At 61.9% G+C, this 13,665-nt stretch carries 14 protein-coding genes and 1 tRNA gene; 3 read left to right on the top strand and 12 right to left on the bottom strand.

Translation table 11 applies throughout. The features are described from left to right. Position 1: 1 nt before the first annotated feature. The 5 genes from C7I84_RS06020 to C7I84_RS06005 all read right to left on the bottom strand — a co-directional run bounded on the left by C7I84_RS06020 (position 2) and on the right by C7I84_RS06005 (position 4,577). The gene (locus C7I84_RS06020; protein ID WP_106771245.1) at positions 2-886 is read right to left on the bottom strand and encodes a S49 family peptidase; all 885 of its coding nucleotides are present in this window, start codon (positions 884-886) and stop codon (positions 2-4) included. Next, the gene (locus tag C7I84_RS06015; protein ID WP_245428324.1) at positions 883-2,175 is read right to left on the bottom strand and encodes a phage portal protein; all 1,293 of its coding nucleotides are present in this window, start codon (positions 2,173-2,175) and stop codon (positions 883-885) included. The genes C7I84_RS06020 and C7I84_RS06015 overlap by 4 nt, the downstream gene beginning before the upstream one ends. 71 nt (positions 2,176-2,246) lie before the next feature. Continuing rightward, the gene (locus C7I84_RS29935) at positions 2,247-2,417 is read right to left on the bottom strand and encodes a hypothetical protein (RefSeq protein WP_165815994.1); all 171 of its coding nucleotides are present in this window, start codon (positions 2,415-2,417) and stop codon (positions 2,247-2,249) included. Continuing rightward, positions 2,414-4,126 (bottom strand): terminase large subunit, encoded by a 1,713-nt coding sequence (locus C7I84_RS06010; protein WP_106771243.1) that lies wholly within the window; start codon positions 4,124-4,126, stop codon positions 2,414-2,416. The genes C7I84_RS29935 and C7I84_RS06010 overlap by 4 nt, the downstream gene beginning before the upstream one ends. Further along, positions 4,098-4,577 (bottom strand): P27 family phage terminase small subunit, encoded by a 480-nt coding sequence (locus C7I84_RS06005; protein ID WP_106771242.1) that lies wholly within the window; start codon positions 4,575-4,577, stop codon positions 4,098-4,100. Before C7I84_RS06005 ends, C7I84_RS06010 begins: the two co-directional genes overlap by 29 nt. 978 nt (positions 4,578-5,555) lie before the next feature. Between C7I84_RS06005 and C7I84_RS05995 the strand changes: the two genes are divergently transcribed. From C7I84_RS05995 to C7I84_RS05985, 3 genes are all read left to right on the top strand, one after another. After that, positions 5,556-6,035 (top strand): YidB family protein, encoded by a 480-nt coding sequence (locus C7I84_RS05995; protein WP_106771240.1) that lies wholly within the window; start codon positions 5,556-5,558, stop codon positions 6,033-6,035. A 96-nt stretch (positions 6,036-6,131) separates the two neighbouring features. Then, positions 6,132-6,494, top strand: coding sequence for a DUF2934 domain-containing protein (locus tag C7I84_RS05990; protein WP_245428323.1), 363 nt, complete (start codon positions 6,132-6,134; stop codon positions 6,492-6,494). An 83-nt stretch (positions 6,495-6,577) separates the two neighbouring features. Next, complete coding sequence (locus tag C7I84_RS05985; RefSeq protein WP_245428322.1) at positions 6,578-7,009, top strand: ion channel; 432 nt, start codon at positions 6,578-6,580, stop codon at positions 7,007-7,009. A 900-nt stretch (positions 7,010-7,909) separates the two neighbouring features. Here C7I84_RS05985 and C7I84_RS05975 read toward each other — a convergent pair. The 7 genes from C7I84_RS05975 to C7I84_RS05945 form a co-directional block, all read right to left on the bottom strand. Beyond that, positions 7,910-7,986: transfer RNA gene (locus tag C7I84_RS05975), tRNA-Met, on the bottom strand. Positions 7,987-8,162: 176 nt separating this feature from the next. Next, entirely contained in the window at positions 8,163-8,810 is a 648-nt protein-coding gene (nusG, locus tag C7I84_RS05970; RefSeq protein ID WP_106771237.1) for a transcription termination/antitermination protein NusG, read from the bottom strand. Further along, the gene (locus tag C7I84_RS05965) at positions 8,807-9,169 is read right to left on the bottom strand and encodes a hypothetical protein (RefSeq protein ID WP_106771236.1); all 363 of its coding nucleotides are present in this window, start codon (positions 9,167-9,169) and stop codon (positions 8,807-8,809) included. The genes nusG and C7I84_RS05965 overlap by 4 nt, the downstream gene beginning before the upstream one ends. Before the next feature lie 630 nt (positions 9,170-9,799). After that, on the bottom strand, positions 9,800-10,723 hold the full coding sequence (locus C7I84_RS05960) for a primase/helicase family protein (protein WP_106771235.1): 924 nt from the start codon (positions 10,721-10,723) through the stop codon (positions 9,800-9,802). Further along, positions 10,720-12,282, bottom strand: coding sequence for a DEAD/DEAH box helicase (locus C7I84_RS05955; protein ID WP_106771234.1), 1,563 nt, complete (start codon positions 12,280-12,282; stop codon positions 10,720-10,722). The genes C7I84_RS05960 and C7I84_RS05955 overlap by 4 nt, the downstream gene beginning before the upstream one ends. Continuing rightward, positions 12,279-12,617 (bottom strand): hypothetical protein, encoded by a 339-nt coding sequence (locus C7I84_RS05950; protein ID WP_106771233.1) that lies wholly within the window; start codon positions 12,615-12,617, stop codon positions 12,279-12,281. Before C7I84_RS05950 ends, C7I84_RS05955 begins: the two co-directional genes overlap by 4 nt. After that, positions 12,610-13,659, bottom strand: a complete 1,050-nt coding sequence (locus C7I84_RS05945; RefSeq protein WP_106771232.1) for a ParB N-terminal domain-containing protein — start codon at positions 13,657-13,659, stop codon at positions 12,610-12,612. Before C7I84_RS05945 ends, C7I84_RS05950 begins: the two co-directional genes overlap by 8 nt. Between the last annotated feature and the right edge of the window lie 6 nt (positions 13,660-13,665).

Below are 13,665 nucleotides of genomic sequence, written 5' to 3'. Positions count from 1 at the left end.
GTTAGAGGGCCAGCGCCCGCTTCTCTCTGGCGGAGGCGAGCTTGCGCTTCGGCGGCGCACCGACGAAGCGACCGATCGTTTCGTCAAGCGTTGCGATGGAATCGGCCATGCCGGCATCGATCGCCGCCTGCGCCATCACCATGCGACCTTTGCCGAAACCCTCGCGTACGGCGCTTTGCGACACGCCGCGGTTGCGCGCCACCGTCTTGATGAACTGGTCGTTATAGGCATTCACCCGGGCCTGGCGATGCGCGATGGCCTCTTCGCTCAGTGGACCGAACGGGTTTCCCTCGGCCTTGAACTCGCCGGCGGAAATGATCGTCTTTTTGACGCCCATCTTCTCCAGCGCTCCGCTGAGATCATCATGCACGCCGTAAACGCCGATCGATCCGACTTCCGCCGACGGCGCCAGCACCATCTCATCAGCCGCCGTGGCGATCCAGTAAGCGGCGCTCGCCGCCGTGGCGTTGACATGAGCGACGATGGGTTTGCGGCCGCGCGCGGCAAAAATCCTACCCGACAGCTCGTCGGTCCCGCTCACGGCTCCGCCAGGGCTGTCGACGTCGAGGATGATCGCCTTTACGGCGTCGTCGACCACCGCGGCGTCGAACAGCCGGCCAAATCCTTCCGAGCTGGTGCCGCCCGAAATGTCCGACATCATGTTCATGCGGTTGGCGATGACGCCGCGCAGCGGCAGCACCGCGACGGTTCCTTCTTGCCGCGCCACGGCCTGTTCGGTCTGCCTCGTGATCCGCGCCACCATGTCGTCTGGAAGCTTCTCGCCGGCCGCCTGCAAGGCCAGGAACGCCACCACCTGGTCGAGCTTCTGCGGATCGAGCGCCCAGATTTCGGCCGCGACCGCCAACAGGATGTGCGCATACCTCATTCGGCGTCCCTTTCTGCCCGTTCGTCTGCCTCTTCCTCTTCAGGGTCGGGCGCGCGGTTGGCCGCCCCAGGCGAGCCGTTCGGCTGATAGTTCGGATCGGTCGCTCGCTTCAGCGTGACCATGTTGGCCGGCACGAAGTGCTCGTCGCCTTCCGGGCCGATCGGGTCCTCGTCTTCCAGTTGCAGGATGCGGTTCGGAGAGAAGCCGCCGACCGCGAAAATCTTGTTGTAGAATTCGGCGCGGGTCTTCATGTCGCCGCGCAGCAAGGCGTTCACGTTGAACTTGACGTAAAAACCCTGTTCCTTTTCCTCTTCGGTGAAGAGCTTCCAGTTCAACTCCTGCTCCCAGGCGTCCACCCATGGGCCGACCGTTTGGCGGATGAAGCCGATCATCAGTTGTTCGATGCCGGAGCCCCACGAGGTGGTTTTCTCGTGGCTTTGCAGCAGGATCAGCGGCACGTCGAATATGCGGGCGATTTCCGCGATCTGAAATTCGCGGGTGCCGAGAAACTGCGCATCCTCGGGCGGAATCGTCGTCTGGACGAACTTCATGCCCTCTTCGAGCACCTTGACCCGGTGCGCGTTTTCCAGCCCGCCCTGGCTTTCCAGGCGCGACGCCGGGCTTTCGGAGGAACGTTCCTTCTCACCGCCGGGCCTGGTGAGGTTCTGGTGCGCCTGCGGGCCGAGCCGGCCGGGATGCAGCAGGAAGCCGCCGGATTTGGCATCGTTGGCGAAGAACTTGCCGCCGAACGTCTCCGTTGCGATTCCCAGCGCGACTGCCTCGCGGTGCAGGGCGATCTGCGACATGCCGACATAGCCATCCTGGCTCTGATCCATGATGTGGATCACGTTGTCGGGGTCGAGCCGATGGCGCCTGCCGTCGATCGTCGTTTCGTACCAGTGCTCCCCGTCACGGCGCACCGGGCCGGTCCTGTCGGGCAGCAGCGGATAGAGGCCAACCGCCTGGCCACGGCCGTTGCGCTCGATCTCGCCGTAACCGTTACCCCAGAGCAGCGCATGACCCTGCGTCGTCTTGCGAACGGTGCGCGACGACATCAAGTCGTTTGGCCGGACGCCGATGCGTGAGGCAAAAGGATGCTGGCCGGGACCGTTGCCGGGCAGCACGGCTTCCTTACCGCCAGCCGGGCGTGTCCGGTATATGCGCAGCGGGAACCATGCCAGCGGGTTCGAAATCCGGTTGACGCAGGCATAGACCGGTGTGAGCCGGAGCGCGGTGTGCTCGCTGACCGCAACGCCGGAGTTCGTCTTGCCGCCGCCGATGATCTGCATGAGCCAGCCGGAGGGCGAGGTGAGCGATCCGGCATTCTGGTACGTCGAGCCGAACAGGCTGGCGAACAGGCTCATGAGCGTCGTCCCAACAGAATCGCACCGCAGAGCAGGAGCGTGCCGCAGACGATCATGACGGCCGGCACATAAATCATGGCCGTGCCGCTCGTTATGAGCACAATGCCGCCGAGGCCGAGGACATCGACCGCTTCCAGCAATCGGCGCGGGTTCTGCTGCTCGCTCAAACCTCGATCTCCAGGATGCCGCGCTGCTCGTAGATCGACAGGTCGTCGCCGCCTTGCATCCAGCGCGCGAGCGCCATCATGTGCGCGACGGGACCATCGATCTTGTTCTCGCCCCGGTCCTTGCGCGGATAGACGTTGTCCTTGGCGTCTGCCTTGGCTACGATGTTCGACAGCATCCAGGTGAACACCGGATCGCCGTTGTGGGCGATCTTCCTCGACCGGATCAGCCCGTCCATCTGCTTCATGGCCGGCGAGAAGTTCAGTACCAGCGGCCGAACCTCCACCGTGATGAAGCCCTCGTCACGCAGCTCCGACATCATCATGTGCGCCTGGTGCGGGTCGAAGGCGATCTCGTCGATGAGAAAACCCTGGTCACGAAGCCCGAGGATGTCGTCGCGGATCGTCACATAGTCGATCATGTCGCCGTCGGTCTGGGTGATCCAAGCCTCGGGCGCATCACGCCAGCCGCGATAATGCTGGTTTTCCGGCAGCTCGATCGTTGCCTCGGGCAGATAGTATTTGCCGAACCGCACATACCCGCCCTCATGCTCGAAGGTCAGCTCCATAGCCGCGATGTCGATCGTGGAAGCGAGGTCCAGACCGAGAATGCAGCGGCGCCCCCTGAAGTCCTCCAGCCGCAGTTCGGGCCGGGCGCTCTCGTTCCACTTCTGGATGTCGAAGTAGGCGTTCCGAGCCTGGACCCACATGTTGAGGTGCTTGGTCTTGAACACCCCCGCCTTGCGCGGGTTCTGGATCGCGTCGCGCTGGCGGGCGCGCAGGAACTCACCCTTTACGCTGACATCGTAGTTCGGATTGGCCTTGCGCAGCGCCAGCTCCGAAGTCCAGTCGTCGTCCTTGTCGACGCCAAACATCAGGGCGAACAGCTCGTCGTTCTCGATTATCCCTTCAAGAACCTTCTGCGCTTCCTGAACCGCTGCGTAGCAGGGACCTGCCAGGTTATCGCCGGCCGTGGTGATGATGAGCAGCAGCGGCTGTTCGCGCGCACCCATGCCCGTTTCCATCGTGTCGACCATCCGGTCAGTCGCATGCTCGTGATACTCGTCCACGATTGCGCAGGACGGAGAGGCACCATCGCCGGGATCGCCGATCAGAGGCTCGAACTTCGATCCGTCGCCCAGCCGGTGCACGCTCTTCGCTCCGACCGTAATGCCGAAGTGGTCGAGCAGGGCCGGCGTCTTTATCGCCATCAGCCGGGCCGGCTTGAACACCTCCCATGCCTGCTTTTCGGTCGTCGCGCCGGAATAGACCTCTGCGCCGTGGTCGCCGTCGATCGTCATCATGCCGAGGCCGACGCCGGCCGCCCATGTCGACTTCGCGTTCTTGCGCGGCTCCAGGATCAGCGCCTTGCGGAAGCGCCGGAGCCCGTCCTGCTTGCGCAGCCAGCCAAAGATGCAGATCGTCTTGAAGCACTGCCACGGCTCCAGCCGCAGCTTCTCGCCTTTCCTCGCCCACTCGCCCTTGATGTGCGGCAGCAGTTCGACGAACTGGCACCACTTCTCCGCCGCCTTCGGATCGAACCGATAGGGGAAGTTGTGGCTGGCCGAGGCCTCCAGGTCGTCGAGATGGCGCTTACAGGCGAGAACCACCCATTTGCAGGCCGGGACCTTCCCGGCGGCTACATCCCTTGCATACTGGTTGCCAGCATCGACATGCGGATGATCAGCCGAGCGCCGCGAACGGGTTTTCATTGGTGCTCTTGTTCGCCGACACTTTCGAGCGAGCCGCCGGCGACAGGCCGAATTCGACCAGCAGCGACTGCGCGTGCCTCATCGCCTCGCTGCGCTGCGCCACCGCCGGATGTCCCTTGATCTGCTGGCTGATGACCCGGCCTTGCTCGTCATACTCGGCCGAGCTGACGAACGTGCGCCCGCCGTCCTCGATGATGGCCGTACAGATTTCCACTTCCTCGAGCCTCGACGCCGCCATCGCAAGCATCGCCGTGTCCGACGCAGAGCCCACACCCATAGAGCCGACGATGCCGACGAGCTGATCGAAAATTTCCGCTGCCCGCGCCGACAGCCATTCGGGTGCAGCCGGCAACTCCGACAACGGCACCGGCGCATCCGGGTTCGTTCGGTCGGGCCGGTCCGTGCCGGCGACCACCTTGAGATGGTCGGGCTTGCGCTTCCTGCCGGCCATGGAAAATCTCTTTCATTTTGACGGCGCGAAAATCTGGCGGGGCGCCGGTCTAGCCGGGAGAGGCTCTGGACTTTTGACCCACCCCCCTGGATTGTAGATGCAGCAACCGTTCGATGTGCCAAAGGGTTTGGGGGGAGTGGGGTCGTGATCAGGCATCATCGACGCGCCACAGTTGTGTTGCTGCTCATCTCGGGGCTGTTGGCAGGCTGCCTATCTGCAAGAGACGATCACGACGGGCGGTGGTTGCTTCTCGATGCAGCCGCTCGTGAAGGCGAGGTCATGAAGGCCCGGGGCATGAGGCCCGCGACCGTCAAATGCCGGCTCGATAGCTGGTTTGTCGGGCGACCAATTCCTTCGGTCAAGATCAAGTGGGTTCCTAACAGGCCAGAGGTTGGCTGGATGCTGTCCGTCGGAGACACTGTCTACATCGGAGAGAGAGCGTTACGGGCCAAGCGTGTGGGCGCGCGGAAGGTTTCGTCGTCGTTCTTCAGCACGCTCTATAACCGAACTGGCATCTGCACGATCTGGTACGTGGACCTTCCATAGGCCGCCGGAACGCGGAAGCCTCATGGTCGCAGGTAGGCTGCTTCCTCTCGCTGCTTCTGGCTTGAGTGGCACCGCCACGGCGACTGGTCGCATAACGATTGCAGCGGCTGGTTCCAGAACAGATCGTAGTCGCCTCGGTGGGGGATCGGATGGTCGGCTACCGTTGCCGGCGTGATCCGTCCTTCCTTCAGGCAGTTGGCACAGAGTGGCTCGCGCATGAGTTGGTCTGCTCGGATCGCCTGCCATCTTGCTGTCTTGTACCAGCGGCGCCAGGGCTGCTGGTCGCGCTGCCTATCAAACACTCGGCGCTGGTGTTGGCGGTTGCCCGAGCCGATCGGACGATGAGTGGGTGACTTACTTGGCATCGTTCTTCAGCTGGAACAAATGCTCGTTCTCCAGCTTGGTACCAAGGCAACCCGATGGGAGAACAAAATGAACGGCCTCGGACGTCTCGCGCTCATTGCTCTGGGCGTGCTCGCATATAAGAACCGCGACAAGCTTGGCGAACTAGTCACCGGGGGTGGATCATCCTCGAACTCAGACCCGAACTCGCCAAACCAGGGTGGGCTTCTCGACCAGTTGCGGAGCGGCGGTTTGGGAGAATTGCTAGAACGCTTCAGAGGAGCCGGGAAAGGCTCTGCCGTAGATTCTTGGGTGGGCTCTGGACCGAACGAACCCCTCGACAAGTCGAATGTCGAAGCAGCGATTGATCCCGAAACTCTAGACTCGTTGAGCCGTCAGACCGGATTGTCCAGGGAAGAGATACTGGAAAGACTGGCCATCAACCTTCCCGAGGTTGTCAACGACCTGACCCCGGAAGGACACCTTCCGGAAGAGCGGACGACGGAAGGCGAGCCGGGAAGACCGTCGGAGCCGACGCTCCTCGATCCAGTGCCTCCTCGAAAGGGTTGAGCGGACTGCCTGGGAGCTGTGTGGCTCGATGCTCACAGCGCCCGGGAACTAGGGGGTTCCCAGCCGGTTAGATTTGCTCAATCGGAGACAACTGTCATGCCTCGTTTAACAGCCTATGAAACCGGCGGCCGGGTTCCGAAGCCCAAGTCGCATCCCGACCCGAACGATGAATTCTCTCAAGAGGCTGCCGAGAACAAGAAGCCGCCGCTAGGTATGGGTCTGACCGAGCGAAGCTCTGAGGAACGAAGCGAAACCGACAAGTCCGATCTGACGGATGCGTCAACGCGCGAGAGCCAGGCTGAAGGTGTCGACACGTCGAGCGAAACTCGTCACCAACGCATCAGGCAACGTGCCTACGATTTGTGGGAACGCGAAGGCCGCCAGGACGGTACTCTCGAAAAACGCTGGCACGATGCTGTGCGCGAGATCGACGACGAGGACGGGCGATCGAACGATTGACTGGCAAGCCTCCGGCGATATCCAACCCGATGCTCTGCTGCTATAGAACTGACGTCTGCACTCGGCATCGGGATGTTTCGCTTTTGGCCACCGCAATCACTGTTTCTGCGCTGCTCGCCTTGGTCACCGTCCTTCTGAACTTCGAAGTGTTGAGCATAGTTGGCGCGATGCGCCGACGGTTCTCGCTGCCTATGCGTGTCGAGGTGCTATACCTGATTGTTGCCGCCGTATTCGCGCACCTAGTCAGTATCGGCCTCTATGCGCTGGCGTATGCATGGATGGCACAGCATCCAGAACTCGGGTCATTGTCCGGCGAGACCACCGGCTCGGCGGGAGATTTCTTCTACTTCTCCGTCGCATGCTACACGACATTGGGTTTCGGCGAGATTTTCGCCATCGGCCCGATCAGGATCGTTGCGGCTCTCGAAGGCCTCAACGGACTTGTTTTGATCACGTGGTCCGCTTCCTTCGCCTATGCGGCGACTTCCGGCCTTTGGGATCGTGAGGGAGGTTAGCTCGTTGTCGGGCGCCGACTTCTCGAACAGACCCAGCGCCCCCCAACTAGGCGGTGCACAGGGGGCTTGCTGGGCATTGGTGCTGCTAGTCTTTGCACTGATCCCAAGCCCTCCAAGTTCGTGCTGCATCCCGTGATTGCAGTGCGCCTCGGTGGATGTTTTGATCAGCCGGGCAATGCGAGGGGCAAGATGGATGAGTCCGAGCCGGACGGCGTTTTGGTCGAGGAGATCGGAGGACGATGGACCGTGAAAGTGATTGAGCAAGGGAAGGTAGCCCAGGAGGTCTTCGAGAGCGAAGAAGCTGCCCGAGATTACGCCTGGCGACAACGCCTTCGACTCCATCCCGTGACACGTCCTAGAGGGCGGTGACCGGCACCCGACCAGGGAGTAGCGTCTGTTAAGGATGCATTAATTGCACCGACAATTCGGTCTGGACCAACATACCCTGCCAAGGCAGAGAGCACGCCATGCAACGGATGGCACTTGTTCCAGCTCTCATCGTTTCACTAGTCGCTGGGCTGGGGATAACATCGACCACTGTCTACCTTGCAAACGGATCGTCCCCGTTTGTCGCGGTTGTGATGATTGTCGGAGTGCTGCTGGCGGTTGTCTGTGCTGCCGGGATAGTGGCAAGATAGACGAGTTTGCACGCGCCCGAACGGGCCCTCCTGAATGGGAGTGTCGAACATCCGTCTAAACTGCGAACTATCTCTCTGGGATCTCGCCGATCCATCTGCAGCTGCCCAGGCGGCAATCGAGGTGTATGGGCCGGATGCGGCGACAGCTGCTGCACATTGCGCGCTAGCTGCGCATTTCGATGGACGCGACGCCGACTACCGCTTCTGGTGCAAGGTTTTCGCTCATCTGGAGGGCAGACGGCCTGCGGGTGAGCCGGGAAGATGGTTGCACAGGTCAGATTTGAACTGACGACCTCCAGCTTATGAGGCTGGCGAGCTACCGGACTGCTCCACCGTGCATGAAACTTCTAAGCGGGCATGCGAACCCATTGCACCCAAGCGCTTGCTGGGGCCGGGTCCGCTCCGCTGGCAGCGCCCGAAGGCCTCCAATCAGACGAGCAAGGTCATCCGCAAGCACGTATAGCTGATTTGCGCAGGATCAACAACCCCGCGCACTCGCTGTGCGCACATGATCATCATGCTGCTTTTGTTCCGCTGCGCTGCGGCGCCTTCTCCAGCTGTCCGGGCTCGAACTCGACTGGCGTTTGCCGGTTGAATATGTCGACCAGCGCGCGGACCCGGCCATCATGCGTCAGTTCGTCGACGACGGCGAGGAACGAGGTGAACGGACCATCGGTGACGATGAACTGCTCGCCAGCTCGGAACCGCGCCCCCAATCTGTCCCGATCGGATTCGCCGCGGAAACGTTTCCCGGCCGCTGTGTCGTCATAGGCGCTGCTGAACTCGGCTGCCATCAACGTCTCGATGACAGCCTGGGGGATGCGCAGCGGGCCGTCGGCGCCACCCAGCGGGCCAACCACTTCCTTCAGCGATCGTACCTCATCCCAGTTGTCGACTGCGCAACCAGGCCGGGGATGCACGATGAACATGTATCCGGCAAGAAGCGGTTCGGACCACTCGGCCATAACACGCAGCCGCCGGTTGAAGCGGTCGACCCGGCGGCGGGGCAGATAGCTGTCGTACCCCATTTCGCGAAGGGAGTTGAACGCGATATCAGAGGCACCAGCCTTCTGCCGTAGGTCATAGGTGGGGCGGAGCCGCAATGCGAACCAGCGTCGGTCGTGGATCGCGATGGCGAGGCAGCCGGGAACATTGATCTTCAATCGTCAGCCCTCCAGTAGAGCTTGTATTGCCGGGGTTTTTGGTAGCGACGGCCGCCGCGATACTCATGCGTGCCGTACTCGGCGCGGGCGATCACCGATCGCATGCGATGCTTGGCGATGGTGAAACCGGTCGACCGGTATTCGACCAACGGTTCAAAGCGATGCACGACCTTGGGAGGCTCGATGCGATACCACTTGCCTTCGTGCAGAAAGAACCGGGCCGCCCCCATATCGGCAGCAGCACCGTGATGGCTGACGCGCAGCTCGCAGATCGAGCCGTCTTCCTGAGCCTCGCCTATCGGTAGCCAAGGATTTTTGCGGTCGTACTCTTCGCGAGCACGGCGTTCGGCGATCGTCATGCCTGGCCCCCTGCGAAAATCCAGTCGCGAAGCCCGCGTCGACCTGCTGCGCGCGCCGATCCATGAACATCGTTGACCGTCTTCAAGTCTTCAGTCCTCGATTTTTGATTGCCTTCAGCCACGAGACGGGTGTCGCGGGACACCTTCCATGTCTCTTGAACATGTTTTTCCCTCGTCGTTTGCCCATTTTGGCAGTTGGTGAGGGAGGAGCAGACACACTTCGCCCAGCAGGGGGGGACGAAGCGTGTCTAGCGGACCTTGGCAGTCGGAGCCGGGTATCGCTTTCAACAATCAGGTGCCGGGTTTCCCTTAGCGGGAGCGGACTGGGGTCAGCCTGTCAGTCCTGCCGGCGCTTCATTCTGGCGGCACCGCATCAAAGCCACCTGATCGACAGATGACGCGGCTGCACCTCATTTTCAGGGTGCGTCCTGTGTGGGTAAGGGTGCCTCTGCTATCGGAGCCGGTCTCGTATCCCGGATTGTCTCCGCCACGGCGACCGTGGGCTTGGTGCAGAATATGTTGTCGCTGTTGCCGGCGCAACGAACGGCTTTACCAGACCGCTCCCGGATGCAGCTTCAGGCGATAACGCCATCACTGCATGGACCTTGGCACCTTACGGTCCCGGATCGTCTACATGGCCGCCTCCCGAAGAAATTTCGACACGAGGCGCTGAACGACGAAGATGCCGTCCCGGCAATGCAGGTCGTTGAGATCGTCGCCGAGCTTAGGCGGCATCAGGTAGGGGACACCGGACAGCCTGGCGTAGTGCTCACCGGTTCCCAAGCCGTCGAATTGAGGCAGAGGCTTATCGTTGTCGGTGGCGATGGCACGTCGGCCGTTCGCGGCCCTCGCCATCGCCGCGGCGTTATATGCCGAGAAGCCGCATAGAATGCAGTCCCGCCTGTTCAACGAGTGCAAGGCAATCCGCAGCGACAGACCGGTAGCGAAGCCGTCGCAGAACCACGTGAAGGAACCGCTGGCGAGCCGATGGCAGGCCCGCTCCATCTCGCCGCCGTAAAGGAACTTCTTCGTTCCGTCTTCCCATATCAGCTGGGCGCTGGACACCCGGTCCCCAATGCGGGCCGGGACCACAATCGCGCACTGTGCACCCTGGGGAATGAGGTAGCTATTGGATGGACCGGCAAGCTCGGCAACGATGTCTGCGCCGCAAACCAGCGCCTTTTCAAGTTCAAGGCCTTTTCTGAACAGGTACGGATGCGGCGACAGCTTGGCAGCCGCGACAAGACGCTTCGCGATAGACGCCGCCTTCTCGGCGCGCTGGATCCTCGCCCGGCGCTCGTTCTCGATATCCTTGGCAATCTGCCGCCTCTGACCGAGGGACAATTCCCCTTTGATCCCGACGCTGGCCTTCTCGCCCGTCTGCCAGTTCCAGGCGGTGACGAAGGCATCGTTGACGATCACGCGGCCGTCGCCCTTACCGTTCTTGCCTGATAGAGTGTCGGTCTTCTGCCACTTGCCGACCTTGTACCCGCCCTTTGGCGGGTAGACGCCGACGGATGAACAGGCCTCGCGGATCGCCTCGTCGATCGTCATGCCGCTCTCCTCCGCATCGTCTGGCGGTTCCGGCGGACTTCCCGTTCGATCAGGCTGATTTCGTCAGGTGCGACAATCTTATAGCTGGGGGCGATATCCCACAGGCCGTGCGGCAATTTGCTGTTCGGATAGATGGCCCGCCATATTGCGTAGGCCCACTTGCGGATCGTCTCCGGGTCCTTCCTGCTGTGCTCCCAGCAGTAGCAGAGCGCGGCATTCCAAACGGCGCGGGGATTCTTGATGCAATCGGCCCGAAGGCCGGCGCGCGGCTGGTAGGCCGACAGGATGCTGACCTCGACGTCAACCAACTCGCCCTCGACTGTCTTGATCTCGCCCCGGCGGGGACGCTGCCATCCGCACCCGGCACAGACATCGGATGCGCCTTCCATCTGGAGGCCGCAGTCGCCGCAGAAATATTTCTGCTTGATGCGCTCGACCGGCTCGCGCGTCTCGCTGTCCTTTTTCTGGGCGTCCGACAGGCTGTCGACGCCGTGCTCGAACAGCCAGGCGGTATCTTCGGCGAAGGAGATGCAGTTGCCGGTATGATCAAGCCACAGGCCGAATTGCTTGTCCGGCGCGATCCGCATGACGCGGCCGAGTTCCTGAATGTGAGAGGAAAACGACTTGGCATAGGGCCGGCAGGATATGCCGCAGAGCACGTCCGGAACGTCGAAGCCCTTCGTCAAGACAGCGCACGACACGAGCCCATGGATGGCGCTGTCCGGCTTGCGGAGCTCCTCGATCTTGTCGCGCCTTTCCTTGTCGGAAGCGTCGAGATAGCTGATCTGCTGGAAATTGAAGCCGGCGTCTGCGAACTGCCGGCACAGCTCCTCGCCATGCTTGACAGAGGGCGAAAACACGATCGTCTTGACCGGCCCGCCGAAGAATTTCGCGGTCTGCGATATCCAGGTCTGCACGACGTCGCCGATGATGGTGATACCGCGCTGGCCGGCATCGTCGTCATCGTACTCGCCGGTGAATTTCTTCCTGGCGCCCTTCATGTCGGGCGTGACGCATGCCTTGATCTTCAGGGGTGTCAGGAAGCCCTTATTCAGGAGATGGTTGACGGTCGCGCCGTTGACCACGCCATCCCAATGCTGCGCCATGCCGGCGGTGAATGGCGTCGCGGTCAGGCCGATCACCTTCGACCGGCCGGCAGCCTCTACCATCTCGACGATCTTGCGGAACTCGCAATGCGCCTCGTCTATGACGATCAGGTCAGGGAACGGCAGTCCCTGCCGGTTGATAACCGTTTGCGCCGAGCAGATTTGCACCGGCTTGCGGGGATCGGTCAGCCAGTGATCAGCCTGGATGATGCCGTGATCGATCCCGTATCCGGCGAAGCGCTCGCTGGTCTGATCGAGCAGGGTGATGCGGTCAACGATGAACCAGGCTGTCGCACCCTTCACCTGGCTTTGCTGGATGATGAATGCGGCACATTCAGTTTTGCCAAAAGCAGTCGGGGCGACCAGGATTTGCCTGCGAAGGCCACGACGAATGCCATCGCGCAGCTTCTCGACGGACTCGATCTGATAGTCGCGCAGCTGGATCGGCTTCATGCGGCCCGCCTTTCGACGATCTCAGCCGCCTTGCCGCAGAACCATGTCCAATCGGCCGGGGTTACTCCCCGGGGCGCCGACGCGAGCAAAAGCCGCGCGAAGTCTTCGGCCATCGGTCGGGGCAATCCACCGTCGTATTCGAGGATGGCCGCTCTTTCCTCGAATGCCGCTTCCCGATCGAGGTAGTCGGCGATGGCCCTGGCGTTCGCCCTGATGAAGGCGATGGAGCCGGCGGGCAGCTTATGGCTGTCGACGATCGTCAGCTTGCCGGCGTCGATGGCGACGTTCGCGCCGCGGTCCCGGATTCGGGATATGATCTCGGCGGCATCAGCCATCGACGATCTCGCCGGTGTTGATGTCGATGGATACGGTTCCGAGGCTCTCGGCTTTTTTCTTCCATGCATTGGCGCTGCGGCGCCACGAATCCTTGTCCTCGCTCTCGCGGGCGACGCGTGTTTTCAGAACACGGATTTCCTCGTCCTTGTCGGCGAGTACCTTTTCGAAGCCGCCCTGTTCGAACTGGACCCGCATCTCGCCGTACTTGGCGATCTCTGCCTTCAACTCGGCGTTCTCGGTCTCCAGAGCGCTTACCTGTTCCTCCAGCTCAGTGATCCGGTCCGTCAGCCTGTCGATATCCGCCGGCGCAGTTTTGCGCCGATCGATTGCCTCGGCTTTGGCCGCCTCCATATCGCGGATGGCCTGGGGCTTTTCGGCCACGATCTCGGCTCGGATCGCATCGGCTTCGGTGAGGCCAGAACCGGCATCATCGACGGGCGGCTGGGCGATGGAAGCAGGAGAGGGGACTTCGGCGGGCGCGGCCGGCTTTTTGCCTATGGCCCTCGTGTTCATCTGATAGGTGGTTTCGCAACGTTTGACGGTCCGGCTATCTGGAATTTCTTCCAGATGGTGAGGGGCGTGTTCGGCACGTATCTTTGCGACGAAAGGGTGCCCGACGTTGCATTGACGGGCGATTTCACGGTCGGACCACTTCGACCATTCTTCATCGTTCAGCAGGCGCAGAACTGCGCAGCCTTTGTCCGAATTGGAACGACGGAGCCCATGCGTGTGGTTCGCGCCGACGCTGTACAAGATGGCATCGCGACAGGTTCCACTGAGGACTAGGGCGCCAACCTTCCGCTTGCCGGCCTGCTGGTGAGCCTCGACGCGGTGGAAGCCGTCAGCCAGCCAATAGTGCTTGCCGTCGTGAAACACGGTGACGGCAGGAAACGTCGCACCCGCGGCAATGGCTTCTGCGTACTCCAGCACGGTATCGTGATTGCACTGCCATCGCGACTGAGTTCCGCCGTCGGTGCGGATCTCGGATATGTTGATGGTGGTGGTCTTGCCGATCGGCAACGTCGCTTTGGCGTTTGGCACGCTAGC

This window comes from Kumtagia ephedrae, assembly GCF_003012745.1.
Taxonomy (GTDB): domain Bacteria; phylum Pseudomonadota; class Alphaproteobacteria; order Rhizobiales; family Rhizobiaceae; genus Kumtagia; species Kumtagia ephedrae.
This window is presented reverse-complemented; position numbering and strand designations above follow the sequence as displayed.

Coding starts and splice junctions, on each gene's coding strand:
- C7I84_RS06015 (WP_245428324.1), bottom strand. CDS start 2,175: ATGCAGATCATCGGCGGCGGCAAGACGAACTCCGGCGTTGCGGTCAGC.
- C7I84_RS05960 (WP_106771235.1), bottom strand. CDS start 10,723: ATGACGATCGACGAGGCGATCCGCGAGGCCTGTTCATCCGTCGGCGTC.
- C7I84_RS05990 (WP_245428323.1), top strand. CDS start 6,132: ATGCCTCGTTTAACAGCCTATGAAACCGGCGGCCGGGTTCCGAAGCCC.
- C7I84_RS05950 (WP_106771233.1), bottom strand. CDS start 12,617: ATGGCTGATGCCGCCGAGATCATATCCCGAATCCGGGACCGCGGCGCG.
- C7I84_RS05965 (WP_106771236.1), bottom strand. CDS start 9,169: ATGACGATCGCCGAACGCCGTGCTCGCGAAGAGTACGACCGCAAAAAT.
- C7I84_RS06005 (WP_106771242.1), bottom strand. CDS start 4,577: ATGGCCGGCAGGAAGCGCAAGCCCGACCATCTCAAGGTGGTCGCCGGC.
- C7I84_RS05955 (WP_106771234.1), bottom strand. CDS start 12,282: ATGAAGCCGATCCAGCTGCGCGACTATCAGATCGAGTCCGTCGAGAAG.
- C7I84_RS06010 (WP_106771243.1), bottom strand. CDS start 4,126: ATGAAAACCCGTTCGCGGCGCTCGGCTGATCATCCGCATGTCGATGCT.
- C7I84_RS05995 (WP_106771240.1), top strand. CDS start 5,556: ATGAACGGCCTCGGACGTCTCGCGCTCATTGCTCTGGGCGTGCTCGCA.
- C7I84_RS06020 (WP_106771245.1), bottom strand. CDS start 886: ATGAGGTATGCGCACATCCTGTTGGCGGTCGCGGCCGAAATCTGGGCG.